The organism is Serratia sp. SCBI (assembly GCF_000747565.1).
GTDB classification, from domain to species: Bacteria; Pseudomonadota; Gammaproteobacteria; order Enterobacterales; family Enterobacteriaceae; genus Serratia; species Serratia ureilytica.
Window position 1 is genome coordinate 1,579,501 of sequence record NZ_CP003424.1, and the last position, 24,722, is coordinate 1,604,222.

19 protein-coding genes and 3 pseudogenes are annotated in these 24,722 nt (G+C 60.3%); 10 read left to right on the forward strand and 12 right to left on the reverse strand.

Annotated features, from left to right (window positions below; genetic code table 11):
- Nucleotides 1-55 precede the first annotated feature (55 nt).
- Both SERRSCBI_RS07380 and SERRSCBI_RS07385 read left to right on the forward strand, forming a co-directional pair.
- Nucleotides 56-298 carry a type II toxin-antitoxin system CcdA family antitoxin gene (locus SERRSCBI_RS07380; RefSeq protein WP_078061989.1) on the forward strand — a complete coding sequence of 81 codons (243 nt, stop codon included), beginning with the start codon at nt 56-58 and terminating at the stop codon, nt 296-298.
- Nucleotides 299-300: 2 nt separating this feature from the next.
- A complete protein-coding gene (locus SERRSCBI_RS07385) occupies nt 301-609 on the forward strand; it encodes a CcdB family protein (protein WP_025302144.1) in 309 nt (102 codons plus the stop codon).
- 36 nt (nt 610-645) lie between these two features.
- Here the strand turns inward: SERRSCBI_RS07385 and fghA are convergent, their stop codons facing one another.
- From fghA to SERRSCBI_RS07400, 3 genes and pseudogenes are all read right to left on the reverse strand, one after another.
- A complete protein-coding gene (gene fghA, locus SERRSCBI_RS07390; RefSeq protein ID WP_015377214.1) occupies nt 646-1,488 on the reverse strand; it encodes an S-formylglutathione hydrolase in 843 nt (280 codons plus the stop codon).
- 14 nt (nt 1,489-1,502) lie between these two features.
- Nucleotides 1,503-2,628 (reverse strand): annotated as a pseudogene (locus tag SERRSCBI_RS07395) (S-(hydroxymethyl)glutathione dehydrogenase/class III alcohol dehydrogenase).
- 30 nt (nt 2,629-2,658) lie between these two features.
- Entirely contained in the window at nt 2,659-3,579 is a 921-nt protein-coding gene (locus tag SERRSCBI_RS07400; RefSeq protein WP_042784035.1) for a LysR family transcriptional regulator, read from the reverse strand.
- 105 nt (nt 3,580-3,684) lie between these two features.
- Here SERRSCBI_RS07400 and SERRSCBI_RS07405 point away from each other — a divergent pair, with 105 nt between their 5' ends.
- The 7 genes and pseudogenes from SERRSCBI_RS07405 to mglC all read left to right on the forward strand — a co-directional run bounded on the left by SERRSCBI_RS07405 (nt 3,685) and on the right by mglC (nt 12,057).
- Nucleotides 3,685-4,842 (forward strand): YbfB/YjiJ family MFS transporter, encoded by a 1,158-nt coding sequence (locus tag SERRSCBI_RS07405; RefSeq protein WP_042784036.1) that lies wholly within the window; start codon nt 3,685-3,687, stop codon nt 4,840-4,842.
- Nucleotides 4,843-5,086: 244 nt separating this feature from the next.
- Nucleotides 5,087-5,751: pseudogene (gene folE / locus SERRSCBI_RS07410) on the forward strand (GTP cyclohydrolase I FolE).
- Nucleotides 5,752-5,830: 79 nt separating this feature from the next.
- The gene (gene yeiB, locus SERRSCBI_RS07415) at nt 5,831-7,003 is read left to right on the forward strand and encodes a DUF418 domain-containing protein YeiB (protein ID WP_042784037.1); all 1,173 of its coding nucleotides are present in this window, start codon (nt 5,831-5,833) and stop codon (nt 7,001-7,003) included.
- A 127-nt stretch (nt 7,004-7,130) separates the two neighbouring features.
- The gene (gene galS, locus SERRSCBI_RS07420) at nt 7,131-8,168 is read left to right on the forward strand and encodes an HTH-type transcriptional regulator GalS (RefSeq protein WP_042784038.1); all 1,038 of its coding nucleotides are present in this window, start codon (nt 7,131-7,133) and stop codon (nt 8,166-8,168) included.
- A 265-nt stretch (nt 8,169-8,433) separates the two neighbouring features.
- Nucleotides 8,434-9,426, forward strand: a complete 993-nt coding sequence (gene mglB / locus SERRSCBI_RS07425) for a galactose/glucose ABC transporter substrate-binding protein MglB (RefSeq protein ID WP_033650594.1) — start codon at nt 8,434-8,436, stop codon at nt 9,424-9,426.
- Between the two features lie 99 nt (nt 9,427-9,525).
- Nucleotides 9,526-11,035: pseudogene (gene mglA, locus SERRSCBI_RS07430) on the forward strand (galactose/methyl galactoside ABC transporter ATP-binding protein MglA).
- 11 nt (nt 11,036-11,046) lie between these two features.
- Entirely contained in the window at nt 11,047-12,057 is a 1,011-nt protein-coding gene (gene mglC, locus SERRSCBI_RS07435; RefSeq protein ID WP_033642445.1) for a galactose/methyl galactoside ABC transporter permease MglC, read from the forward strand.
- Between the two features lie 845 nt (nt 12,058-12,902).
- On the opposite strand, the gene sanA is transcribed toward mglC, so the two are convergent.
- The 8 genes from sanA to metG all read right to left on the reverse strand — a co-directional run bounded on the left by sanA (nt 12,903) and on the right by metG (nt 22,660).
- Nucleotides 12,903-13,646: an outer membrane permeability protein SanA gene (gene sanA / locus SERRSCBI_RS07440; RefSeq protein WP_004938948.1), complete on the reverse strand. Its 744-nt coding sequence runs from the start codon at nt 13,644-13,646 to the stop codon at nt 12,903-12,905.
- A 169-nt stretch (nt 13,647-13,815) separates the two neighbouring features.
- Nucleotides 13,816-15,513, reverse strand: coding sequence for an NAD-dependent malic enzyme (locus SERRSCBI_RS07445; protein WP_004938945.1), 1,698 nt, complete (start codon nt 15,511-15,513; stop codon nt 13,816-13,818).
- A gap of 221 nt (nt 15,514-15,734) precedes the next feature.
- Nucleotides 15,735-16,619: a cytidine deaminase gene (gene cdd, locus SERRSCBI_RS07450; RefSeq protein WP_042784041.1), complete on the reverse strand. Its 885-nt coding sequence runs from the start codon at nt 16,617-16,619 to the stop codon at nt 15,735-15,737.
- A gap of 137 nt (nt 16,620-16,756) precedes the next feature.
- Nucleotides 16,757-17,452, reverse strand: coding sequence for a CidB/LrgB family autolysis modulator (locus tag SERRSCBI_RS07455; protein WP_042784042.1), 696 nt, complete (start codon nt 17,450-17,452; stop codon nt 16,757-16,759).
- Nucleotides 17,449-17,856: a CidA/LrgA family protein gene (locus SERRSCBI_RS07460; RefSeq protein ID WP_033642448.1), complete on the reverse strand. Its 408-nt coding sequence runs from the start codon at nt 17,854-17,856 to the stop codon at nt 17,449-17,451. Before SERRSCBI_RS07460 ends, SERRSCBI_RS07455 begins: the two co-directional genes overlap by 4 nt.
- 138 nt (nt 17,857-17,994) lie before the next feature.
- Nucleotides 17,995-19,209 carry an MFS transporter gene (locus tag SERRSCBI_RS07465; RefSeq protein WP_033650599.1) on the reverse strand — a complete coding sequence of 405 codons (1,215 nt, stop codon included), beginning with the start codon at nt 19,207-19,209 and terminating at the stop codon, nt 17,995-17,997.
- 131 nt (nt 19,210-19,340) lie between these two features.
- The gene (locus SERRSCBI_RS07470; RefSeq protein WP_042784043.1) at nt 19,341-20,408 is read right to left on the reverse strand and encodes a sugar ABC transporter substrate-binding protein; all 1,068 of its coding nucleotides are present in this window, start codon (nt 20,406-20,408) and stop codon (nt 19,341-19,343) included.
- Nucleotides 20,409-20,632: 224 nt separating this feature from the next.
- Nucleotides 20,633-22,660 (reverse strand): methionine--tRNA ligase, encoded by a 2,028-nt coding sequence (gene metG, locus SERRSCBI_RS07475; protein ID WP_042784044.1) that lies wholly within the window; start codon nt 22,658-22,660, stop codon nt 20,633-20,635.
- Nucleotides 22,661-22,819: 159 nt separating this feature from the next.
- Between metG and apbC the strand changes: the two genes are divergently transcribed.
- Nucleotides 22,820-23,932, forward strand: a complete 1,113-nt coding sequence (apbC, locus tag SERRSCBI_RS07480) for an iron-sulfur cluster carrier protein ApbC (RefSeq protein ID WP_033650602.1) — start codon at nt 22,820-22,822, stop codon at nt 23,930-23,932.
- Between the two features lie 45 nt (nt 23,933-23,977).
- On the opposite strand, the gene SERRSCBI_RS07485 is transcribed toward apbC, so the two are convergent.
- The gene (locus SERRSCBI_RS07485) at nt 23,978-24,607 is read right to left on the reverse strand and encodes a phosphatase PAP2 family protein (RefSeq protein ID WP_033650603.1); all 630 of its coding nucleotides are present in this window, start codon (nt 24,605-24,607) and stop codon (nt 23,978-23,980) included.
- Between the last annotated feature and the right edge of the window lie 115 nt (nt 24,608-24,722).

Here is a 24,722-nt window from a genome sequence, read left to right on the forward strand (position 1 = left end):
GTTTTACGAGTATAATTGATGAAAATTTAACCCGTGTATATTACAGGGATGGGGAATGGATATGGCAAATAACAATGTGACGAAAAAGACAGTCAACGTAACCATCGATCGCGATCTTTTCCAGCGCGCAAAATCCCTGGGCGTCAATGTGTCATCCGTATTGACGGACGCATTGAGCGTCCGCGTCAGGGATATTGAGATTCAACAGTGGCGCGAGCAAAATCGCGCGGCGTTAGAAGAACTTAATCGTATCACTGAAGAAAATGGCTTGTTGTCTGATGAATATCGGACATTTTAAATATGCAATTTACCGTATATGACAATACGTATCCGGCATCAGCCTATCCCTACTTACTGGACGTTCAAAGCGATCTTATTGATGTCCTCTCGACCCGGTTAATGATCCCTCTTTATGCTTTGGATAACGTCAGGGTTAAAATTTCTGCACGTTTATGCCCGGAGATTGAGGTCAACGGCGAAAAGTTTCTTGTTATGACGCATGAGATGGCTGCCGTACGTATTTCGCAGATTGGGAAGGCCGTTGGTAATGTCAATGAGCACAGGAATCAAATTAAAGCCGCCATCGATTTTCTGATTGATGGTTTTTGAAGAAATCCGGGCGGTTAAACCGCCCGGATTTTTTTATCAGCGGAACAGGTGCTCGGCGTGGAAGCGCAGGTGATCTTCCACGAAGGTGGCGATGGTGAAGTAGCTGTGATCGTACCCCGGCTGAATGCGCAGCGTCAGCGGCCAGTCGCGCTGGCGCGCCAGTTCGGCCAGCCGCGCCGGCTGCAGCTGATCGGCCAGGAACTGGTCGTCGTCGCCCTGGTCGATAAGAACCGGCATTTTCTCCGCGCCGCTGGCCAGCAGATGGCAGCTGTCGTACTGCAGCCACTGGCTCTCGTCGCTGCCCAGATAGGCGGTGAATGCCTTGCGGCCCCACGGCACCTGGCACGGGTTGACGATCGGCGCGAAGGCTGATACCGAGCGGAAGCGCTGCGGGTTGCGAAACGCCATCATCAGCGCGCCGTGGCCGCCCATCGAGTGGCCGAAGATCGACTGACGATCGCTGACGCTGAAGTGCTGTTCTATCAGCGCCGGCAGTTCGGCGCTGATGTAGTCGTACATGCGGAAGTGACGATCCCACGGCGCCTGGGTGGCGTTCAGGTAGAACCCGGCGCCCTGGCCCAGGTCGTAGCCTTCGTCGTTCGGCACCTCGTCGCCACGCGGGCTGGTGTCCGGCATCACCAGCACCAGGCCCAGCTCGGCGGCGATGCGCTGCGCGCCGGCTTTCAACGTGAAGTTCTCGTCGTTGCAGGTCAGCCCCGACAGCCAGTACAGCACCGGCGGCGGGTTGTCATCGCGCGGCGGCGGCAGGTAGATGCTGAATGTCATGTTGCAATTCAGGCTCTGCGCCGCGTGGCGATAACGCTGTTGCCAGCCGCCGAACATGCGGTGCTCTTCGAGAAGTTCCAATGACAACGTCATCTCTGCCTCCTGGCTTATTTGTCGAAGTGGATGACGGAACGGATCGATTTGCCTTCGTGCATCAAATCGAACGCTTCGTTAATCTGCTCCAGCCCCATGGTGTGGGTGATAAAGTCGTTCAGCGCGAATTCGCCGTCCAGATAGCGCTCGACGATGCCCGGCAGCTGTGAACGGCCCTTGACGCCGCCGAATGCCGAGCCGCGCCAGACGCGGCCGGTGACCAGCTGGAACGGCCGGGTCGAGATCTCTTCGCCGGCGCCCGCGACGCCGATGATCACCGATTCCCCCCAGCCCTTGTGGCAGCATTCCAGCGCGGAACGCATCACGTTGACGTTGCCGATGCACTCGAAGGAGAAGTCGACGCCGCCGTCGGTCAGCTCGACGATCACCTCCTGAATCGGTTTGTCATAGTCTTTCGGGTTGATCAGATCGGTAGCGCCCAGCTTGCGCGCCAGATCGAACTTGCTGGTGTTGATGTCGATGCCGATGATGCGGCCCGCGCCAGCCATCTGCGCACCGATGATCGCCGACAGGCCGATGCCGCCCAGGCCGAAGATCGCCACGGTGTCGCCCGGCTGCACTTTGGCGGTGTTCATCACCGCGCCCATGCCGGTGGTGACGCCACAGCCCAGCAGGCATACTTCTTCCAGCGGCGCTTCCTTGTTGATTTTCGCCAGAGAAATCTCCGGCACCACGGTGTATTCGGAGAAGGTGGAGGTGCCCATGTAGTGGAAGATCGGTTTGCCGTCCTTGAAGAAGCGGGTGGTGCCGTCCGGCATCAGGCCTTTGCCCTGAGTGGCGCGGATCGCCTGGCACAGGTTGGTCTTGCCGGATTTACAGAATTTGCACTCGCCGCACTCCGGGGTGTAGAGCGGGATCACGTGATCGCCGACCGCCACGCTGGTAACGCCTTCACCGACCGCTTCCACCACACCGCCGCCCTCGTGGCCGAGGATCGCCGGGAACACGCCTTCCGGATCTTTGCCGGACAAGGTGTAGGCGTCGGTGTGACAAACGCCGGTGGCGACGATCCGCACCAGCACTTCGCCTTTTTTGCGGTGGCATCAGCTCGACTTCTTCGATCTTCAGCGGCTGGTTCGGGCCCCAGGCAACGGCGGCGCGGGTTTTGATCATCTCCATCATAGTCTCCTCAGTGGTTTTCTTTTTAAATCAGGCGATATCGACAACGTCTGATAAATCGTTGGGGGTGCTTTCATCAACAGAGGCGGTTTCCGTCTGTTCAATAATCAATTCTTTCAGCGCGCGCACGTTCGGCCCGAACGCGTCGCGGCGCCACAGCAGCCAGGTGGCGGTGTCGGCCACGTCCGGCGGCAGGGGGTGAACCCGAACCCGCTCATGGCCCGGCAGCAGGCTGAGCACCGAATGCGGGATCATCGCCAGCCCGGCGCCGCTGGCGACGCAGGCCAGCATGGCGTGATAGGACTGGATCTCCATGATCTGCCCCGGCCGCGCGCCTTCGCGCTTGAACCAGGCCTCCAGCCGCAGGCGGTAGGAACAACTGGCGCGAAAGGCGAACAGCGTTTCGCCGTTGGCGTCTTTGGCGCTGTGGATCGGCGCGTGATCGAGACAGGAGATCACCACCATATGTTCAGGATAGGCGATGCAGCCGTTCAGCTCGTCATAGGGCACCGGGCCGTCGACCAGCGCTGCCGCCAGCGTGCCGGCGCGCACCCGATCGGCGATTTCGCCGGAGGTGCCGGTAGTCAGCGACAGAGACACCTGCGAGAAACGCTGGTGGTAAGCCGCCAGCAGCGAGGGCAGGCGGGTGGCGGCGGTGCTCTCCATCGAGCCGAGAGCGAAGTTGCCCGCCGGTTCGCCGGCATGGGTGATGCTCATCGCCTCGTCGCTCAGCGCCAGGATGCGATTGGCGTAGCACAGAAAGTTATGGCCCATCGGCGACAGGCGCAGGCGCTGTTTTTCGCGGATAAACAGATCGGCGCCCAGTTCCTGCTCGAGCTGGCGCAGCCGGGTGGTCAGATTCGACGGCACGCGGTGCAGCTGCTCGGCGGCGCGGGCGACCGAGCCGGTTTCCGCTACGCAGCAGAACATGCGAAGCTGGGTCAGATCCATAATGTTCTCGTTTCGTGATGAACTTGATGACTATTATTCAGTTTTTGTGAGTTTAATACTGCGGCATGATACTGGCAACTTTCTTTTAACCTTTTGGATACCGGTATGGCTTTACGTATTGCCTTGAGCGGGTTTGCCGCGCTGATCGTGGCGATGGGCATTGGCCGCTTCGCTTTCACCCCTCAGGTGCCACTGATGATCGCTGACCACCAGTTCAGCCTGACCGGCGCTGGGCTGGTGGCGGCGATCAACTATTTGGGCTATCTGTGCGGCGCCTACGACGCGATGCGCGCTACGCGCCACGTCGAGCGGCGCCTGTGGCTGGGCGTATGGGGCGCGATGGCGCTGACGCTGCTGTCGGCGTTGGCGCAGGATGAATGGACCCACGGCGCGCTGCGCTTCGTCATCGGCTGGGCCAGCGGCTGGGCGATGGTGCTGGTGGCGGCCTGGACCAACGAGCGGTTGGCGCACTACGGCCGGCCGGCGCTGAGCGCGGCGGTGTTCGCCGGGCCGGGCGCCGGCATCTTCCTCAGCGGCATGCTGGCGGTGGGCATCAACGCGCTGGGGCTGACGGCGGCGCAGGCCTGGCTGGTGTATGGCGGGCTGGCGCTGGTGCTGGTCGGGGGGATTAGCGCCTTTCTGCCGCGCAGCGGCGAGCTGCATCGCCCGGACGTGGCCCCGGAGCCGCTGCTGCTGACGCCGGCGCTCAAGCGTCTGGTGTGGAGCTACAGCCTGGCCGGCTTCGGCTATATCCTGCCGGCGACCTTCTTGTCGCAGATGGCGGCGGCGCGTTTTCCCGACAGCCTGTTCGCGCAGTTCGTCTGGCCGGTGTTCGGCGGCGCGGCGGTGCTGGGGATCGTTATCGGCATTGTGACCCGCCATCGGCTGACCACCCAAACCCGGTTGGCGATCACGCTGTGGGTACAGGCGCTCGGCGTACTGAGCGCCGAAGTGGTGCCGGGCGTGGCCGGCCTGGCGCTCGGGGCGTTGCTGACCGGCGGCGGTTTCCTCTGTGTGGTGCAGCTCGCCCTTCAGCACGGCCGTGAACTGGCGCCGCGCCATGCGCGTTACATGGCCGGATTGCTGACCACCGGTTATGCGATCGGCCAGCTGGTTGGGCCGATGCTGTCGGCGCTGTCGACCGGCTTGACCCATCGGCTGGAACCGGCGCTGTATGTGGCGGTGATAGCGCTGTTGGTGGCCGGAGGGCTGGCGGTGAATACCCCGGCGCGGCGGTTGGCGCAAAAAACGGCGACTCGGTGATTAAAATCCATACAAAAAGCGTGGAGACCCGCAGCCGGCCTGATTGTGCTAAATGCGAAGATTTCACCTCTGGATGAAGCACTATCACTGGATAATCGCCGCGCTCTCATCTACAGTGGGGGCAAAATCTTGACCGGGTTCACGTTATCCACCACGAAAACTCTGCCGTCACGAGAGCAAGCAATTCGCCGGCCGCACGCCCTATCAGGCCGCCGGCGGGTTCCGTCCGCAGGAGAACAAATACATGACATCATTAAGTAAAGAAGCCGCTCTGGTGCATGCGGCACTGGAAGAGCGTGGTCTGGAGACACCGCTGCGCGGGGAAGTGCTGGATCGCGAAACGCGCAAGCGTCGCATCAAAGAGCACATGACCGAAATCATGCAGCTGCTGAATCTCGATCTGTCTGACGACAGCCTGGCGGAAACGCCGCATCGCATCGCCAAAATGTATGTCGACGAGATCTTCTCCGGTCTGGACTACGCCAACTTCCCGAAAATCACCGTCATCGAGAACAAAATGAAGGTGGATGAGATGGTGACGGTGCGCGATATCACGCTGACCAGCACCTGTGAACACCACTTCGTCACCATCGACGGCAAGGCCACCGTGGCCTATATCCCGAAAGACTCGGTGATCGGTCTGTCGAAGATCAACCGCATTGTGCAGTTCTTCTCCCAGCGTCCGCAGGTGCAAGAGCGCCTGACCCAGCAGATCCTGGTTGCGCTGCAGACCCTGCTCGGCACCAATAACGTGGCGGTATCGATCGATGCAGTCCATTATTGTGTCAAAGCGCGCGGCATTCGCGACGCGACCAGCGCCACCACCACCACCTCGTTGGGGGGCTGTTCAAGTCCAGCCAAAATACCCGCCAGGAGTTCCTGCGCGCGGTGCGCCATCACCAGGGGTGATGGCGTTGCGGGGCGACTCGCAAAACGACAACAGGCGCCTGCGGGCGCCTTTTTCATGAGCGGAAGACAGCGATAAAAAATGAACAGTCATCCTCTGCCGCGCATCGCCACGCTGGACTGCGTGCGCGGCATCGCCATCCTCGGCATCTTATTGCTGAACATCAGCGCCTTCGGCTTGCCGAAGGCCGCCTACCTCAATCCGGCCTATCTGGGGATGCCGTCATCGCGCGACGCCTGGACCTGGGCGCTGCTGGATCTCTTCGCCCAGGCCAAGTTCCTGGCGATGTTCGCACTGCTGTTCGGCGCCGGGCTGCAAATGCTGCTGCGACGCGGCAAAAGCTGGATCCGCGCGCGGCTGTCGTGGCTGGTGCTGTTCGGCCTCGCGCACGCCATCTTCCTGTGGGACGGCGACATTCTGCTGGCCTACGGGCTGATCGGCCTGGTGTGCTGGCGCATGATCCGCGAAGCCAAAGACACATTCCAACTGCTGAAAACCGGCGTGGTGCTCTACCTGATCGGCGTGGCGGTGCTGCTGCTGCTCGGTTTTGTCTCGCACGGTGAACCGGGCAGCTTCTGGCAGCCGGGCGTGGCGGAGTTGCAGTACGAGAAGTTCTGGAAGCTGCAGGGCGGTTTCGAAGCCTGGCGCAGCCGCGCCGATCTGCTCTCGTCCAGCCTGCTGGCCATCGGCGCGCAGTATGGTTGGGAGCTGGCGGGGCTGATGCTGTTCGGCGCCGGGCTAATGCGCAGCGGCTGGCTGCGCGGCAGCTATTCCTCCGGCTATTACCTGCGGCAGGCGGCGTGGCTGTTGCCGCTGTCCGTGCTGATCCAACTGCCGGCGGTGGCGCTGCAATGGCAGGTGCACTGGGACTATCGCTGGAGCGGTTTCCTGCTGCAGGTGCCGCGCGAGCTGGGCGCGCCGCTGCAGGCGCTGGGCTATCTGGCGCTGTGTTACGGTTTCTGGCCCGCGCTGTCGCGCCTGCGCATCGCCCACTGGCTGAGCCAGGTGGGGCGCATGGCGCTGAGCAACTACCTGCTGCAAACGCTGATCTGCACTACGCTGTTTTATCGCTTTGGCCTCTATGAGCAGTTCGACCGGCTTCAGCTGTTGGCGTTTGTGCCTCTGGTCTGGTTGGTCAACCTGGTCTTTTCCGCGCTGTGGCTGCGTTACTTCGAACAGGGGCCGATGGAATGGCTGTGGCGCAAATTGACGCAGATGGCCGCCGGTGAAACGGAATCCAAAGCGCTGAAGTGAGCGCCCATCGGCAGGTTAAAAAAATGTATGTAAACGTTTTCTTTCCTGTGACGTAATTCACGCAGAGCTGCGGGTCAATCGGGGTAGGATAGCGCCACCGGCCACTACCCCGATTTCAGGATCCCGCATGCCTCCAGTTCATCCGATCACTATTCGCGACGTGGCGAAACGCGCCGGCGTCTCCGTGGCGACCGTGTCTCGCGTGCTCAATCACAGCGCGCTGACCAGCAAAGAGACGCGCGAACAGGTGCTGCAGGCGGTGGCGGAACTGGGCTACCGCCCCAACGCCAATGCACAGGCGCTGGCGACCCAAAGCAGCGATACGCTGGGCGTGGTGGTGATGGACGTGTCCGATCCATTCTTCGGCGCGCTGGTGAAAGCGGTAGACACGGTGGCGCAGAAACACCACAAGTATCTGCTGATCGGCAACAGCTATCATCAGGCGGATAAAGAGCGCCATGCGATCGAAGTGCTGATCCGTCAGCGCTGTAACGCCCTGATTGTTCACGCCAAAGCCTTGAGCGACGCCGAACTGATCGGCTTTCTGGAGCAGGTGCCGGGCATGGTGCTGATCAATCGAATTATCCCCGGCTATGAGCCGCGCTGCGTTGGGCTGGACAACGTCAGTGGCGCTGACATGGCGATGCGTCTTCTGCTCTCGCAGGGCCATCGGCGCATCGGTTATCTGGGCTCCAATCACCCGATCGAAGACGGGCCGCTGCGTCAGCAAGGCTATGCGCAGGCGATGGCCGCCGCCGGGCTGGCGACGCCCGACAGCTGGCGCGCGTACGGTTCGCCGGATCTGCAGGGCGGCGAGGCGGCGATGGTCGAGCTGCTGGGGCGCAACTTACAGCTGAGCGCGGTGTTTGCCTACAACGACGCCATGGCCGCCGGCGCCATGGCGGTGCTGAAAGAAAACGGTATCACGGTGCCGCAGCATTTCTCGCTGATCGGCTTCGACGACATTCCCATCGCGCGCTACACCAGCCCCAAACTCACCACGGTGCGTTACCCGATCGTTTCGATGGCCACGTTGGCGACCGAGCTGGCATTACAGGGCGCAGCAGGCCTGGCGGAGCCGCAGGCGAGCCATCTGTTCATGCCGACGCTGGTGCGGCGCCATTCTGTCGCCCCCTGGCAAAGTGAGGCGACGGTCACTCTCTGACGATTTAATCTTGTGTAACCGTTTTCAATCTGTGAGAAAATTCACAGAATATTAACATCACGCCGTCTATGCTCTAGGCGTTTTCAGGCGCAAAGGCCCTTGCCGCTGTAACCGTTTACCTCGCGCTGACACAGCATTTCTCGGAAATAACAAGATCCACGGACGACAGGTGTTGAGTGGAAATCGCCTGGCCTGGGGTGCGCGCACTGCCGGTGACCATTGGCTCAAAGACGAGTAATACCCTACACAGAACCGGAGATTGACAATGAATAAGAAGGTTTTCACCCTGGCCGCCATGGCCGCTGCCATGATGTTTGGCGCCGCAGCCCATGCTGATACCCGTATTGGCGTCACGATTTACAAATACGACGACAACTTCATGTCGGTGGTGCGCAAAGCGATCGAGAAAGACGCCAAGGCGTCACCGGACGTTACCCTGTTGATGAATGACTCGCAGAACGACCAGTCCAAACAGAACGATCAGATCGACGTGCTGCTGGCCAAGGGCGTGAAAGCGCTGGCGATCAACCTGGTCGACCCGGCCGCGGCGCCGGTGGTTATCGATAAGGCGCGCGCAAACGATATCCCGGTGGTGTTCTACAACAAAGAACCTTCCCGCAAAGCGCTGGACAGCTATGACAAGGCGTATTACGTCGGCACCGATTCCAAAGAGTCCGGCGTGATCCAGGGCGAACTGATCGCCAAACACTGGAAAGCCAATCCGGCCTGGGATCTGAACAAAGACGGCCAGATCCAATTCGTGCTGCTGAAGGGCGAGCCGGGCCACCCGGATGCCGAAGCGCGCACCACCTACGTGGTGAAAACGCTGAACGAGAAAGGCATCAAGACCCAACAGCTGCAGTTGGATACCGCGATGTGGGATACCGCGCAGGCGAAAGACAAGATGGACGCCTGGCTCTCCGGCCCGAACGCCAACAAGATCGAAGTGGTGATCGCCAACAACGACGCCATGGCGATGGGCGCGGTGGAAGCGCTGAAAGCGCACAACAAGACCAGTATTCCGGTGTTCGGCGTGGATGCGCTGCCTGAAGCGCTGGCGCTGGTGAAATCCGGCGCGATGGCGGGCACGGTGCTGAACGACGCCGACAATCAGGCGAAGGCCACCTTCGAGCTGGCGAAAAACCTGGCGGCGGGCAAACCGGCCACCGAAGGCACCCAATATAAAATCGAAAATAAAGTCGTGCGTATCCCTTACGTCGGCGTAGATAAAGACAACCTGTCTCAGTTCATTAAATAAGAATTGAGATCCCGCTAAGACCCCGCCTGCGGCGCCAACACCAGGGATACCGCCGGCGGGGATGTTTACGACTGCAAGATCGTTAAGCCAGGTGTATTTATGGCCGATAGCTCACGCGAATTTTTGCTGGAAATGACGGATATTTGTAAGTCATTTCCCGGCGTCAAAGCCTTGGACAATGTCAATTTACGCGTCCGTCCGCACTCCATTCACGCCCTGATGGGGGAGAACGGCGCGGGGAAATCGACGTTGTTGAAATGCCTGTTCGGCATTTACAAAAAAAGACAGCGGCAGCATTGTATTTCAGGGCCGGGAAATCGACTTCAAGAGCTCGAAGGAAGCGCTGGAGCACGGCGTTTCCATGGTGCATCAGGAGCTGAACCTGGTGCTGCAGCGCACCGTGATGGACAACATGTGGCTGGGACGCTACCCGACCAAAGGCCTGTTCGTCGATCAGGACAAGATGTTCAAAGACACTCAGGCGATCTTCGACGAGCTGGATATCGACATCAACCCGCGCGAAAAGGTGGGCAACCTGTCGGTGTCGCAGATGCAGATGATCGAGATCGCCAAAGCGTTTTCCTATGACGCCAAGATCGTCATCATGGACGAACCGACCTCTTCGTTGACGGAGAAAGAGGTCAATCACCTGTTCACCATCATCCGCAAGCTGAAAGAGCGCGGCTGCGGCATCGTCTATATCTCGCACAAGATGGAAGAGATCTTCCAGCTGTGTGACGAGATAACGGTGCTGCGCGACGGCCAGTGGATCGCCACCCAGCCGCTGGAAGGGCTGGATATGGACAAGATCATCGCCATGATGGTCGGCCGCTCGCTGAGCCAGCGTTTCCCCGACAGGCAGAACACGCCGGGTGAGGTGATCCTCGAGGTGAAGAACCTGACGTCGCTGCGCCAGCCTTCGATCCGCGATGTGTCCTTCGATCTGCACCAGGGCGAGATCCTCGGCATCGCCGGGCTGGTGGGCGCCAAGCGCACCGACATCGTCGAGACGCTGTTCGGCATTCGCGAGAAGGTGGCGGGCACTATCAAGCTGCACGGCAAGGCGATCGACAACCACAGCGCCAACGAAGCGATTAACCACGGTTTCGCGCTGGTGACCGAAGAGCGGCGATCCACCGGGATTTACGCCTACCTCGACGTGGGTTTCAACTCGCTGATCTCCAACATCCGCAATTATAAAAACAAGCTCGGCCTGCTGGACAACGCGCGGATGAAGAGTGACACCCAGTGGGTGATCGACGCCATGCGGGTGAAAACGCCGGGGCATCACACCCATATCGGCTCGCTGTCCGGCGGCAATCAGCAAAAGGTGATCATCGGCCGTTGGCTGCTGACGCAGCCGGAGATCCTGATGCTGGATGAACCGACGCGCGGCATCGACGTGGGCGCCAAGTTCGAGATCTATCAGCTGATGACCGAGCTGGCGAAGAAGGGCAAGGGGATCATTATCGTCTCGTCCGAAATGCCGGAGCTTTTGGGGATCACCGACCGTATTTTGGTGATGAGCAATGGTCAGGTTGCGGGCATCGTTAACACCAAACAGACCTCGCAAAATGAAATCTTACGTCTCGCCTCCCTGCACCTTTAAGGATTCGAATTATGAACGCGCTAAATAAAAAAACCTTATTTACCTATTTCAAGGAAGGCGGCATTTACGTGGTGTTGCTGGTGCTGTTGGCCATCATCATCATTCAGGACCCCACTTTCCTCAGCCTGATGAACCTGAGCAATATCCTGACGCAGTCTTCGGTGCGCATCATCATCGCGCTGGGCGTGGCGGGGCTGATCGTGACCCAGGGCACCGACCTGTCCGCCGGGCGGCAGGTGGGGCTGGCGGCGGTGGTGGCGGCCACGCTGCTGCAGTCGATGGATAACGTCAACAAAGTGTTCCCGCACATGGAAACCTGGTCGATTCCCGTGGTTATCCTGCTGGTGTGTGCGGTCGGCGCGGTGATCGGCCTGGTTAACGGCCTGATTATCGCCTACCTCAACGTGACGCCGTTCATCACCACGTTGGGCACCATGATCATCGTCTACGGCATCAACTCGCTGTATTACGATTCGGTCGGCGCGTCGCCGGTCGCCGGCTTCGATCCGAAATTCTCCACCTTTGCCCAAGGCTTCTTGCGCTTCGGCGACTTCAAGCTGTCGTACATCACCTTCTATGCGCTGATTGCCATCATTTTCGTCTGGATCTTGTGGACCAAGACCCGCTTCGGCAAGAACATCTTCGCCATCGGCGGCAACCCGGAAGCGGCCAAAGTGTCCGGCGTCAATGTGCCGCTGAACCTGATCATGATCTATGCGCTGTCCGGCGTGTTCTATGCCTTCGGCGGCTTGCTGGAAGCGGGGCGCATCGGCAGCGCCACCAACAACCTCGGCTTTATGTATGAGCTGGACGCCATCGCCGCCTGCGTGGTGGGGGGCGTCTCGTTTGCCGGCGGGGTGGGTACGGTGTGGGGCGTGGTGACCGGGGTGATCATCTTTACCGTCATCAACTACGGCCTGACCTATATCGGCATCAACCCGTACTGGCAGTACATCATCAAGGGCAGCATCATCATCTTCGCCGTGGCGCTGGACTCGTTGAAATACGCCAAGAAGAAGTAGATCTACCGCAGCAGAGACGACAAGGCCGGCCTATTGCCTAATGCTGGTCAGTTAGCGTTTTTTTGAAGTACTCGAGTCGTTTTCGGTCGATAAATGAGAGGTGCATCATGAGGCTCCAGCACCTCGACCGAGCCAGGGGCCGAAGGCGCGGCCCCTGGCAACCCGCGCCTTTGCCCTATCAGACGGTTGGCTTTGCCAACTGCCCTCTCTCCGCCATAGCGCATTGAGGCCGGTTGCGACAGGCGTCCCTGCCTGTCTCACCTGAAACCGCCGTCCATGGCGGTTTCTCCTAATGCACTATGCCTGCGTTCGGCGTCTTCAAGGGCGTCCAATACCGTGCTCATCTCCGATTACGCTTCTCTGTCATAACCTCATAAGGGACAGGTTGCCCGGTAGCTGCCAGCTCGGGTGTTGACCTTAGGCGCGCATCACCGGCTGCCGAGCAAGACGGCGTTGTCAGGGGCAACCGGCCAGGGAAGGCCGGTTGAGGCGAGACTAACAGGGACGTTTGTCGCAGCCGACCCGCCCGACAATGCAGACACGGCAAGGACAAATCTGCCGGGGAGCAGAATTGAACGCTGCTTGCAACGGCACCGAAGGGGCGAGACACAAAGTGGGCCGAGTAATTTCCGCACAGCGGACAGACGGTGTTAAGCAAGGGCGCGGGTGGAGGGGCCGCGCCTTCGGCCCCTCCAATTGCCGTTCATTGTAGTAACAGAGAAATTCGGGGGATTTACGGCAATTCATCCTGCACGTCACGTAAAGAGACTGGATAAAAAATACCAGTCAGGCTTAAGTGACCGGCATTAGGCCTATTCTTCCGGCTTTTTTGGGCGTTTGCCGCGTCAGGGCTGTTTGGCTTTCTGTTTCTCTTCTTTCAGCTTGTGCTCCAGCTCCACCAACTGTTCAGGCGAGACGGCGGGATAACCCTGGGCGTCTTCCGGCACGGTGTGCATGGCGGAGATCGGGATCAGCGGGCCGAGGAAGCGCGGCTCGCGCTTGAGGATGTACAGATCGGTCAGCGCGCCCAGACGGGCGAAGATCTCGCGGGCGCGCACCGTCATCATGTCCTTTGGCGACGGCACCGCGTAACACTGTGCCTGAATGCCCATGTGCAGGGCGATAAACAGCGCGCGCTCGCAGTGGAAGCGCTGGGTGATGATGATGAAATCGTTGGTGTCGAACACCTTGCGGGTGCGCACGATGGAATCCAGGGTGCGGAAGCCGGCGTAATCCAGCACGATATCGCTCGGCGCCACGCCGGCGGCGATCAGATCGCGGCGCATGGTCATCGGTTCGTTATAGCTTTGCTGGGCATTGTCGCCGCTCAGCAGCAGGTATTTCACCTTGCCGCTGTTATAGGCGTTGATCGCTCCCTGAATGCGGTAACGGTAGTACTGGTTGATCACGCCGGTGCGATAATACTTGGCGGTGCCGAGCACTACGCCGACCTGGCGATGTGGCAATTCCTGCAGTTCGTCGTAGACGTAAGGCGCGGTTTTCCAGCTGATCCAGCGATCGAGCGCAATAGCCGAGCCCATCAACACCGCAATGATGATGAACAGGCTGATTATCAGGCGTTTCCACATGTTGTTGCCTTACGCGCGCCGGGCTGAAAAAGATGGATCAAGGCTACTTTACCTGACCGACCGACGCAAGACGCGAACCGCCTGAAGCACGCGCGTCGCCGCATTTTTCGGCGGTTTTGCCGCACAAAAAAGCCCGGCGGAACCGGGCTGGGTCATTTCAGCGCGTCAATCAGAACGAGGTGCGCTTATAGCTGCGGTACTGCGGCCGCCAGAAGTTGTGCTCGATGGCTTTCGACAGTGCGTCTTCGGAGGTGACGATCGCCACACCCTGCAGCTGCGCCGCTTTGCCCACTTCCATGGCGATGCACTTGGATACGCCCTGAATATCGTCGATATTCGGCAGCAGCGCGCCGTGGCCGTCGGTCGCCAGCGGCGAACAATCCGCCAGCGCGCGGCTGGCGGCCATCAGCATGGCGTCGGTGACGCGGGTGGCGCCGGAGGCCAGCACGCCCAAACCGATGCCCGGGAAGATGTAGGAGTTGTTGCACTGGGCAATCGGGTACAGCTGCTCTTTGTAGCTTACCGGCGCAAACGGGCTGCCGGTCGCGACCAGGGCGGCGCCGTCGGTCCAGTTGATGATGTCTTCCGGACGGGCTTCCACGCGCGAGGTTGGGTTGGACAGCGGCATCACGATAGGGCGTTCGCAGTGCTTGTGCATCTCGCGGATCAGCTCTTCGGTAAACAGCCCCGGCTGGCCGGAAACGCCGATCAGAATGGTCGGCTTGGCGTTGCGCACCACGTCCAGCAGCGAGATGGCGTCGCTGGCGGTTTCCCAACCGGCCAGGTTGTCGCTCTTCTGCACCAGCTTGCTCTGGAAGTCGAGCAGGTTCGGCAGTTTGTCGGTCAGCAGGCCGAAACGGTCAACCATGAATACGCGGGCGCGCGCTTCGTCTTCGCTCAACCCTTCGGACTTCATCTGCGCGATGATCTGCTCGGCGATGCCGCAGCCGGCGGAACCGGCGCCGAGGAAGGTGACGGTCTGATCGCGCAGCTGGCTGCCGGCGGCGCGGCTGGCGGCGATCAGGCTGCCGAGGGTGACCGCGGCGGTGCCCTGGATGTCGTCGTTAAAGCAGCAGATCTCGTCGCGGTAGCGGTTCAGCAGCGGGGTGGCGTTGTTCTGCGCGAAGTCTTCGAACTGCAGCAGCACGTTCGGCCAGCGGCGTTTGACCGCCTGAATAAACTCTTCGACGAAGGCGTGGTATTCCTCGCCGGAGATGCGCGGATGGCGCCAGCCCATGTACAGCGGATCGTTGAGGCGCTGCGGGTTGTTGGTGCCGACGTCCAACACTACCGGCAGGGTATAGGCCGGGCTGATGCCGCCGCAGGCGGTATACAGCGACAGCTTGCCGATGGGGATACCCATGCCGCCGATGCCCTGGTCGCCCAGGCCGAGAATGCGTTCGCCGTCGGTCACCACGATCACCTTGACGTTCTGCTTGGTGGCGTTTTGCAGCATGTCATCGATGCGATCGCGGTTCGGGTAGGAGATGAACAGCCCGCGCGCGCGGCGGTAGATATCGGAGAAGTGCTCGCAGGCCTCGCCGACGGTCGGGGTGTAGATGATTGGCATCATCTCGCTCAGGTGCGAGTCCAGCAGGCGATAGAACAGGGTTTCGTTGGTGTCCTGGATGTTGCGCAGGTAGATGTGCTTATCGTTATCGTTCTTGAAATCCTGATACTGACGGTAGGCGCGTTCCACCTGTTCTTCGATGGTCTCCACCGCTTCCGGCAGCAGGCCGTGCAGGTTGAAGTGGCTACGTTCTTCCTCGGTGAAAGCGCTGCCTTTGTTCAGCAGCGGAAATTCCAGCAGAATCGGGCCGGCGTAAGGGATGTAGAGCGGGCGTTTGCTTTCGTATTCTAGTTCCATCAGTTTTACTCTTCACGTATCAGATAACTGTATTGCCGACGATCCTAAAAGATAAAGAGAAGATGTACAGCATTTGTTGCCCGATGATGAACCAGGTTGGCGTAATTATCGACAATCAAATGATTTTTTAACTAAAGAAAGTGTCTCTGGCGGCGTCGGGGCATTGTATTTGGCGGGCGGTGCTGTTAACGGCGGAACCGGATGGCCCCGCCGTCGTGCGCTTAGAAGGCGGCGCGGCTGACGTTTTGGCAACCCAGCGCCGCCAGGGTGACGCGGGTGGCGTCCCATTGGCTGATGCTCGCGTCCTGCGGTTCGGCCAGGACGGCGCGACGGATAGCCCGGCAGTCGCCGCCGGAGAGGTTCAGCAGGATCAGCGCGGCCTGCAGCGGCGGCAGACTCGGGTTAAAAGCGGCGTTTTCCGCATAGCGGCCGGCGTAGAGGCTGCCGTCTGCCGTTTCCAGCGCCACGCCGCTGTGGGCGTTGCTGTACGGCGCGTGGCTCCGGTTGGCCGCCGCCAGCGCCGCTAGCGTCAGCGCATCGTTCAGCGGCAGTTGATGCCCGTGATTGACCTCGTCCATCAGCAGTGAAGCGACATCCAGATCTTTCGGGCCGAAGGCGTCCGGCAGATAGTCCGCCAGCGTGGCCGGTGCGCGGCCAGGCAAACGGATTTGCAGCGCGCCGCCGCTGTTCAGCTCATTCATAAACTGGCGGCAGTGGCCGCACGGCGTATAGTTGACGGTGATCGAGGCCAGCGCTTTTTCGCCGCGCAGCCAGGCGTGAGTCACTGCGCTTTGTTCCGCATGTACGGATTGCTGCAGCGGCGCGCCGCTGAATTCCATATTGGCGCCGAAATAGAGATTGCCGCTTTGCCCGCGCGCGATGGCGCCGACGTGGAAATGCGATATCGGGGTTAACGAGCAGGCCGCCGCCAGCGGCAGCAGCGCGAATGCCAGCGCGTCATCGTCCAACCCGCAACCTGAGCGGATCGCCGCCGCTTGCTCGGCCGTGAACATCGCCGGAAAGTCGGGCGCGTCCAGATAGGGCTGCAGGGCGGATTGCAGTGTCGCGGGCAGTGCGCTGAAAGCGGTGTGAAAACGCGGATGCATGGAAGGTCTCTCTACAGGTTAACGGGCTCACATTCTAGGCAGGCCAGAGACATTAAAGTGTGATCAATATCTCTTAAATGATGAAATCAATGCAATAAAAGGCGTAAATGCGAGATGTATCGCAAGTTTCATCCTGATCAACCGAACAGATGCAACAGCACCGGAAACACAAACGGCGCCAGCAGCGAGGTGATGATGCCGCAGATCACCAGCGCCAGCGAGCCGAAGGCGCCCTCCTGATAGTCCATCTCCGCGCAGCGCGCGGTGCCCAGCGCGTGGGAAGCCGTGCCCATCGCCAGGCCACGCGCCGAGGGGACCGTGATTTTCAACAGGTTGAACAGCGTGTGGCCGAACACGGCGCCGAGGATGCCGACGAAAATAACGCAAACCGCGCTGATCGCCGGAATGCCGCCGAGCGAATCCGCGACGGCCATCGCGATCGGCGTAGTGACCGATTTCGGCAAGATAGAGGCGGCGATTTCCGGCGTGGCGCCCAACCACAGGGCGATGGCGCCGCCGCTGATCATGGCGGTCAGGCTGCCGATGAAGCACACCGTGATAATCGACTTCCAGCGCGCGCGGATTTGGTGCAACTGCTCATACAGCGGGAAGGCCAGCGCGACGACCGCCGGCTGCAGCAGATCGTTGAGGATCCTGCTGCCCTGGAAGTAGCGCTCATAGGAAATGCCGCTGAGCAGCAACAGCGGGATGATCACCGCCATGGACACCAGCAGCGGATTGAGCAGCGGCATGTTCAACCGGAGCGCCAGCCAGCGCGCGGCGAAATAGACCGCCAGCGTCAGCGGCAGCGACCACCAGATTTCATGGATCATGAGTTGCCCTCCGTGTCGTCGGGCTTGCCGGCAATGCGCCGCTCGCGGTGAAAATAGTGTGAGGTATAGCCGACCACCACCAGCACCATCAGCGTGCTGATCAGGCAAGAAATGACCAGCGGGCCCAGATGCGCGACGATCTGGTCGTAATATTTCATCACGCCGACGCCGATCGGCACGAACAGCAGCACCATGTAGCGGATCAGCAAATGACAGCCGGGTTTAACCCATTTGGCCGGCAGGATCTGGGTGGAGAGCAGCGCGAACAGCAGGAGCATGCCGATGATGCTGCCGGGAATGGCGAAAGGCAGCAGCGCCGCCACTGCGTTGCCGACGAACAGACACAGGTAGATGAGGAGCAGGGCCCTGAGGTATTTCCAGCACAGTGTGAGCACGTTGGCCATTGTCTTTTCCCGTTTAACTGACGCATTCATCATACAATTAAACTGTGAGCCACGCCACAGATCGCACTATGAATTATCGCTATGCCTGCCATGCGCGATTGGCGGGTTGACATCCTGCTTTGAGAGTTGCAGGCAGGGTCAGCGCGCGTCTTCGGCCGTTGCCGCAGAACGTTCCGCCAAACGATGGCCGAGGAAGAAAAACAGCAGGCTGAGCAGCGCGGCGACGATCAGCATCACGAACATCAGCGGCGGCGCGGCGTAGCTGAGCATGACCCCGCACAGCACCGGGTTGATGGCGCCGCCCAATGCGCTGAGGTTCTGTACGCCATAGTAGCTGCCTTTCAGGTGCGGCGGCGCGATAAAGTCGATGAACATGTATTCCACCGGGATAACGATGATCTCGCCTAAGGTAAACACCGCCATCGCCGCCAGCCATAGCCAGACCGCCTGGCCGGCCACCATAAAACCGAGCAGCCCGACGATGAAAAACAGCGTGCCCAGCGCCAGCCAGCGCAGCATATTCTCCTGGCGCATGCCGCGGCTGAGCAGGTATTGCAGGGCGATGACGATACCGGCGTTGACGATCATCACCAACCCGATGATTTTGTAGGCGAACTCGGCGCTGGAGACGGTGATCAGGTACTGCGACAGATAGCCCGTGAACTGACCGAACACCACCGCGCCCAGCGTGCTGCCGAGGGTGAAGTAGATCAGCCGTCGATCGCTTCGCAAGATGGCCAGCGTTTGACGGAAGTTGGCCAGCGCGGCCGGTGCGGCGGCGCTGGGTGCCGGGCGCTGTTCACCACCGCGCAAGCGCAGGCTCAGCGCCGTCACCGTCGCCAGCGCCAGGCCGCCTGACAGGTAGAACGGCAGCAGCGGACTCAGCCCGGCCACCAGAACGCCGAGCGCAGAGCCGATCGCCCAGCCGACGTTGACCAGCGTGTAGTTGATTGAGAAAGCCTTGATGCGCTGCTCGACCGGCAGCCAATCGGCGAAACAGGCCTTAATGGTGATGCTCAGCACCGAATAACAGGTATGCAGGATCGCCAGCACCACGATCACGCCGCCGGGACGCGGGATCCAGGGAATGGCGAAGAAACTCAGCGCGAACAATAAAATCGACAGCAGGATCAGGCGGTTTTTGCTGAATTTGTCCACCAGATAGCCGCCGTACAGGCTGGCGATGATGCCGAGGGTGAGGCTGACGCCCAGGATCACGCCCACGCTTTTCGGCAACAGCTGGAAGTGCTCGGTGAGGTAGATGGTGATGAACGGCAGCGTGACGCCGCGGCCGATGGTCAACACCAGCGAACTGGCCAGCAGTACGTTGATCAGCGAGGGGAATCCCTTCATTTGAAACCTGTTTATGCATACAGTTATTGGGCGATGCAGATAACATAGCGCATTTTGGCGGGGACGGAAGGGGGCTGCCGATATTTATCTGAAAAACAGAGGCTGCGTCGGCAGCCTCGTGAAAAACAGCATTATTTACCGTGTTCGGCCTGCAGCGTGGCGAACCACGGCTGAACGAAATCGCTGCTGCTGCCCCAGCCGGGGATGATCTTCGCCAGGCCGGCGACGTTGACCGGCCCCGGTTGCGCCAGCAGCAGGGCCTGCGGAATGACCGCCGCTTTGAACTGATAGTTGTCCGGCGTGCTTTCCCCGGCGATCTTGTTGGCCACCAGGCGCAGGTTGACCGCGCCGATCAGCTTCGGATCCACCGCCACGCTGACCTGCCACGGGCTGCCGGCCTCGCGCATCAGCTGTAAATCCTGATTGGAGATATCGATGCTGTACAGCTTGATTTCGGTGCGGCCGTTCTCTTTCAGCGCCTTGTAAGCCCCTTGGGTAAAGGCGTCCCACGTGCCCCAGATGGCGTCGATCTTGCCTTTCGGGTATTTCGCCAGCACCGCGCCCACCTTGTTGGCGGTATCGCCCTGCACGTCGGATGAGACCGCGCCGATCGATTCCAGCTCATGAATGCCCGGATGCTGTTTCAGCAACTGCTGGTAAGCGGCCTGACGGCGCTCCATCGGCGGGAAGCCGGCCACCCACAGCTTGACAATATTGGCCTGGCCGTTGAAATCCTTCACCAGTTGGCCGAAGGAGGCATTGGCCAGTGAAGCGTCGTCCTGCTGCGAGACGGTGACGCCGGGAACGCTGCCGCTGACGTCGGTATCGAAAGCCGCGACGGCGATGCCGGCCGCCGCGATGCGCTTGACCAGGTCAGTGGAATAGGGGGCTCGCCCCTGCGAGAGAATGATGCCGTCATATTTCTGGCTGATAGCCTGATTGACGAAGTCCTGGAAGCGCGCGTCGTCGCCGTTGCTGAGGAAGGTATCCACCTTGAAGCCCAGCTTGCGCCCTTCCTGAATGGCGCCCGCCAAAAATTGCGTGGTGTTGTCGTCGGATCCGAGGTTGCGGATCACCGCGATGCGCACCGGCCCCTGATGCTGAGCGATGGCGGCGGGTACGGCGGCGTTTTCCGCCGCCTGCAGCGGCAGGGCGGACAACAGACTGAGGGCGAGTAGCGAAGTCTTGAGGTTTTTCATTATTATAGGCTCCAAAAAAGCAGGGAAACGATCCCGGTGAAGGTCTGTTATAGCAGTCTTTCTGTCTGGACGTCTATTTTGGGTTTCGGAGCATCATAGCCGGATGCGGCGGGCAGGGGAATCAGGGCGGTTATGACTTTTTCTTCATGCTTATAACGTGGGGGTTGGGGCAATAAAAAAGGGCCGAGCAAGCTCGACCCTCCCTACGCCGCGCATTTGCGCGATTACTTGACCTGCATGCCAGGCTGCGCGCCGCTGTCCGGGCTCAGCAGGAAGATCTCTTTCCCGCCTGGGCCCGCCGCCATCACCATGCCTTCTGACACGCCGAAGCGCATTTTACGCGGCGCCAGGTTGGCGACCATGATGGTCAGACGGCCTTCCAGCGCTTTCGGGTCCGGGTAAGCGGAGCGAATGCCGGAGAAGATTTGGCGCGATTCGCCGCCCAGATCCAGCTGCAGCTTCAGCAGCTTGTCGGAGCCCTCGACAAAGTCGGCGCTCTTGATCAGGGCGATACGCATGTCAACCTTGGCGAAATCGTCGAAGGTGATGGTTTCCTGGATCGGATCGTCAGCCAGCGGGCCAGTCACCGGCTTGGCGGCGGCCATGTCTTCTTTCGAGGCGCTGACCATCTCGTTGACCTTGTCCAGATCGATGCGGTTGAACAGCGCTTTGAACGCGTTCACCTGATGGCCCAGCAGCGGCTGCGGGATCGCCTCCCAGCTCAGCTCGGCGTTGAGGAACGCTTCGGCGCGTTCGGTCAGCGAAGGCAGCACCGGCTTAAGGTAAGTCATCAGCACGCGGAACAGGTTGATGCCCATCGAGCAGATGGCCTGCAGATCGGCGTCGCGGCCTTCTTCCTTCGCCACCACCCACGGCGCCTGCTCATCCACATAACGGTTGGCCAGATCGGCCAGCGCCATGATTTCGCGGATGGCGCGGCTGAACTCGCGGGCGGCGTAGGCTTCGGCGATGCTCTGGGCCGCGTCGACGAAGGTCTGGTACAGCGCCGGATCGGCCAGGGTGTCGGCCAGCTTGCCGCCGAAGCGCTTGTTGATAAAGCCGGCGTTGCGCGAAGCCAGGTTCACCACCTTGTTGACGATGTCGGCGTTGACGCGCTGCACGAAGTCTTCCAGATTGAGATCGATGTCGTCAATGCGTGAAGAGAGCTTGGCGGCGTAGTAATAGCGCAGGCAATCGGCGTCGAGGTGCTGCAGGTAGGTGCCGGCCTTGATGAAGGTGCCGCGCGACTTGGACATCTTGGCGCCGTTCACCGTCACGTAACCGTGCACGAACAGGTTGCTCGGTTTGCGGAACTGGCTGCCTTCCAGCATCGCCGGCCAGAACAGGCTGTGGAAGTAGACGATGTCCTTGCCGATAAAGTGGTACAGCTCGGTGGTGGAGTCTTTGCGCCAGAACTCGTCGAAGTCCAGATCGCCGCGTTTGTCGCACAGGTTCTTGAAGGAGCCCATGTAGCCGATCGGCGCGTCCAGCCAGACGTAGAAGTATTTGCCCGGCGCATCCGGGATTTCGAAGCCGAAGTAAGGCGCATCGCGGGAGATGTCCCACTGCTGCAGGCCGGATTCGAACCACTCCTGCATCTTGTTCGCTACCTGCTCCTGCAGCGCGCCGGAGCGCGTCCACGCCTGCAGCATTTCGCTGAAGGCCGGCAGGTCGAAGAAGAAGTGCTCGGAGTCGCGCATCACCGGCGTCGCGCCGGAAACCACGGACTTCGGATCGATCAGTTCCGTCGGGCTGTAGGTGGCGCCGCACACTTCGCAGTTGTCGCCGTACTGATCCGGCGATTTGCATTTCGGGCAGGTGCCTTTCACGAAACGGTCCGGCAGGAACATGCCTTTCTCCGGATCGTACAGCTGAGAAATGGTGCGGTTCTTGATAAACCCGTTTTCTTTCAAGCGGCTGTAAATCAGGGTGGACAGCTCACGGTTTTCATCGCTATGGGTCGAATGATAGTTGTCATAGCTGATGCCAAAGCCGGCGAAATCCTGTTGGTGCTCCTGGCTCATCTCCGCGATCATTTCTTCCGGTTTAACGCCCAGTTGCTGCGCTTTCAGCATGATCGGCGTGCCGTGCGCGTCGTCCGCGCAGATGAAATGCACTTCGTGGCCGCGCATTCGTTGGTAACGCACCCAGATATCCGCCTGGATGTGCTCGAGCATGTGGCCGAGATGGATGGAACCATTTGCGTACGGTAGCGCGCACGTCACCAATAATTTTTTCGCGACTTGAGCCATAGTGAGAACTTGCTTTCTGTAATGAATAAAAGGGCCTTCGATGTTAACCGATCGCGCCCTTCGCTGCTAGGGCGGTTTCTTACAGGTTATACGCGCCAGCCGCCGCGCAGTTCTGGTATGCTTAGCCGGAAGCTACCCATTCAAAATCAAGGAGCCGGGATGAACGCAAAATCCCCTGAGCAGACCAACCCCGAAGTTCTGCGCGCCCTGGTGACCGGTGTACTGGCCGCCTTTGAACACCCGACGTTGAAAAACAACCTGACCGCATTGAAGGCTATCCATCACTGCGCGTTGCTGGACGATGTACTGCATATCGAACTGACGATGCCCTTTGCCTGGCAGAGCGGTTTTGAAGCGCTGCAGGCGAGCGTCGGCCCCGAACTGCTGCGCGTGACCGGCGCCGGCGCCATCGATTGGAAGCTGAAACACGATATCACGACGCTGAAGCGCGCCAACGCGCAGGCCGGGATCAAAGGCGTGCGCAACATCATCGCCGTCAGCTCCGGCAAAGGCGGAGTGGGGAAATCCAGCACCGCCGTCAACCTGGCGCTGGCGCTGGCCGCCGAAGGGGCCAAGGTCGGCATTCTGGACGCCGACATTTACGGCCCGTCGATCCCCAACATGCTGGGCACCGAACACGAGCGGCCGACCTCGCCGGACGGGCAGCACATGGCGCCGATCATGGCGCACGGGCTGGCGACCAACTCCATCGGTTATCTGGTGACCGACGACAACGCCATGGTGTGGCGCGGCCCGATGGCCAGCAAGGCGTTGATGCAGCTGCTGCAGGATACGCTGTGGCCGGATCTGGATTACCTGGTGCTGGATATGCCGCCGGGCACCGGTGACATCCAACTGACGCTGTCGCAGAACATTCCGGTGACCGGCGCGCTGGTGGTCACCACGCCGCAGGATATCGCCTTGCTGGATGCCGCCAAAGGCATCGTAATGTTCGAGAAAGTGCATGTGCCGGTATTGGGCATTGTCGAGAACATGAGCGTGCATATCTGCAGCAACTGCGGCCACCATGAGCCGATCTTCGGTACCGGCGGCGCCGAGAAGCTGGTGCAGAAATATAACAGCCGTCTCCTGGGGCAGATGCCGCTGCATATCTCGCTGCGTGAAGATCTGGATCGCGGTACGCCGACGGTGATCAGCCGCCCGGACAGCGAATTCGCCGACATGTATCGTCAATTGGCCGGCCGTGTGGCTGCGCAGATGTATTGGCAGGGCGAGGCGATCCCGACGGAGATTGCGTTCCGCGCGCTGTAATCAGCCTTTCGCAATGCAAGAACCCGGCTTAAACGCCGGGTTTTTTTATGGGGTAGGGGTCGGCCTGTGCAGGTCGGCACGGGTATAAGGGCGTTCGATCTGCGCCAGCGTTTTGGCGATATGTTCCAGCAATCCCTGAGTGGGGGCCGGCTGCCGCTGCCCCATCAGCGCCAACGGCAAGGCCAGCGCGATGGCCAAATGCGGCCAGGCCAGCTGTGGTCGCGCTTTCCCTCGCTGCAGCCATAAAAACAGTGCGCTGGCCAGGTAGCCTAAAATCAGCCCGCTGATGACCTCGGATACCGAATGCACGCGGATTTCCAGGCGCGACACGCCGATGGTGAAAGGCAATATCCACCCGGTCAACAACGCGATGCTGCGCACCGGATGGGAAAATCGACCGGTTAAAGCCCAAAGCAGCGGCGGCCAGATGCTCGCGGCGAGGGCCGAATGGCCGCTGAATCCGGTGAAGTCATAACTTGCGCTACCAATGCCCCAGCCCATAAAGGCCAACTTGGACAGGCAGACCAGCCCGCCGGTGAAACCGAAAATCAGCGCCCATTGCCAGCCTGCAACGCGGGTGGCGGGCGATGCGAGCAGCAATAAAAAAAGAATCAGCGCGCAGGGCAGCAGCAGCATGCTGTCGCCGAAAAAAGTCAAAAAATACCAATCCAGCACATCATTCTCCGATGAAAGACTACGGGGTCCCTAAGTCAGCGCAGGAGTGTAACCTGTTGCGGGGCATTGCCCTAGCCGTGAGATTCTTAAAATGTCATATCGCCGGTAGGGCGCG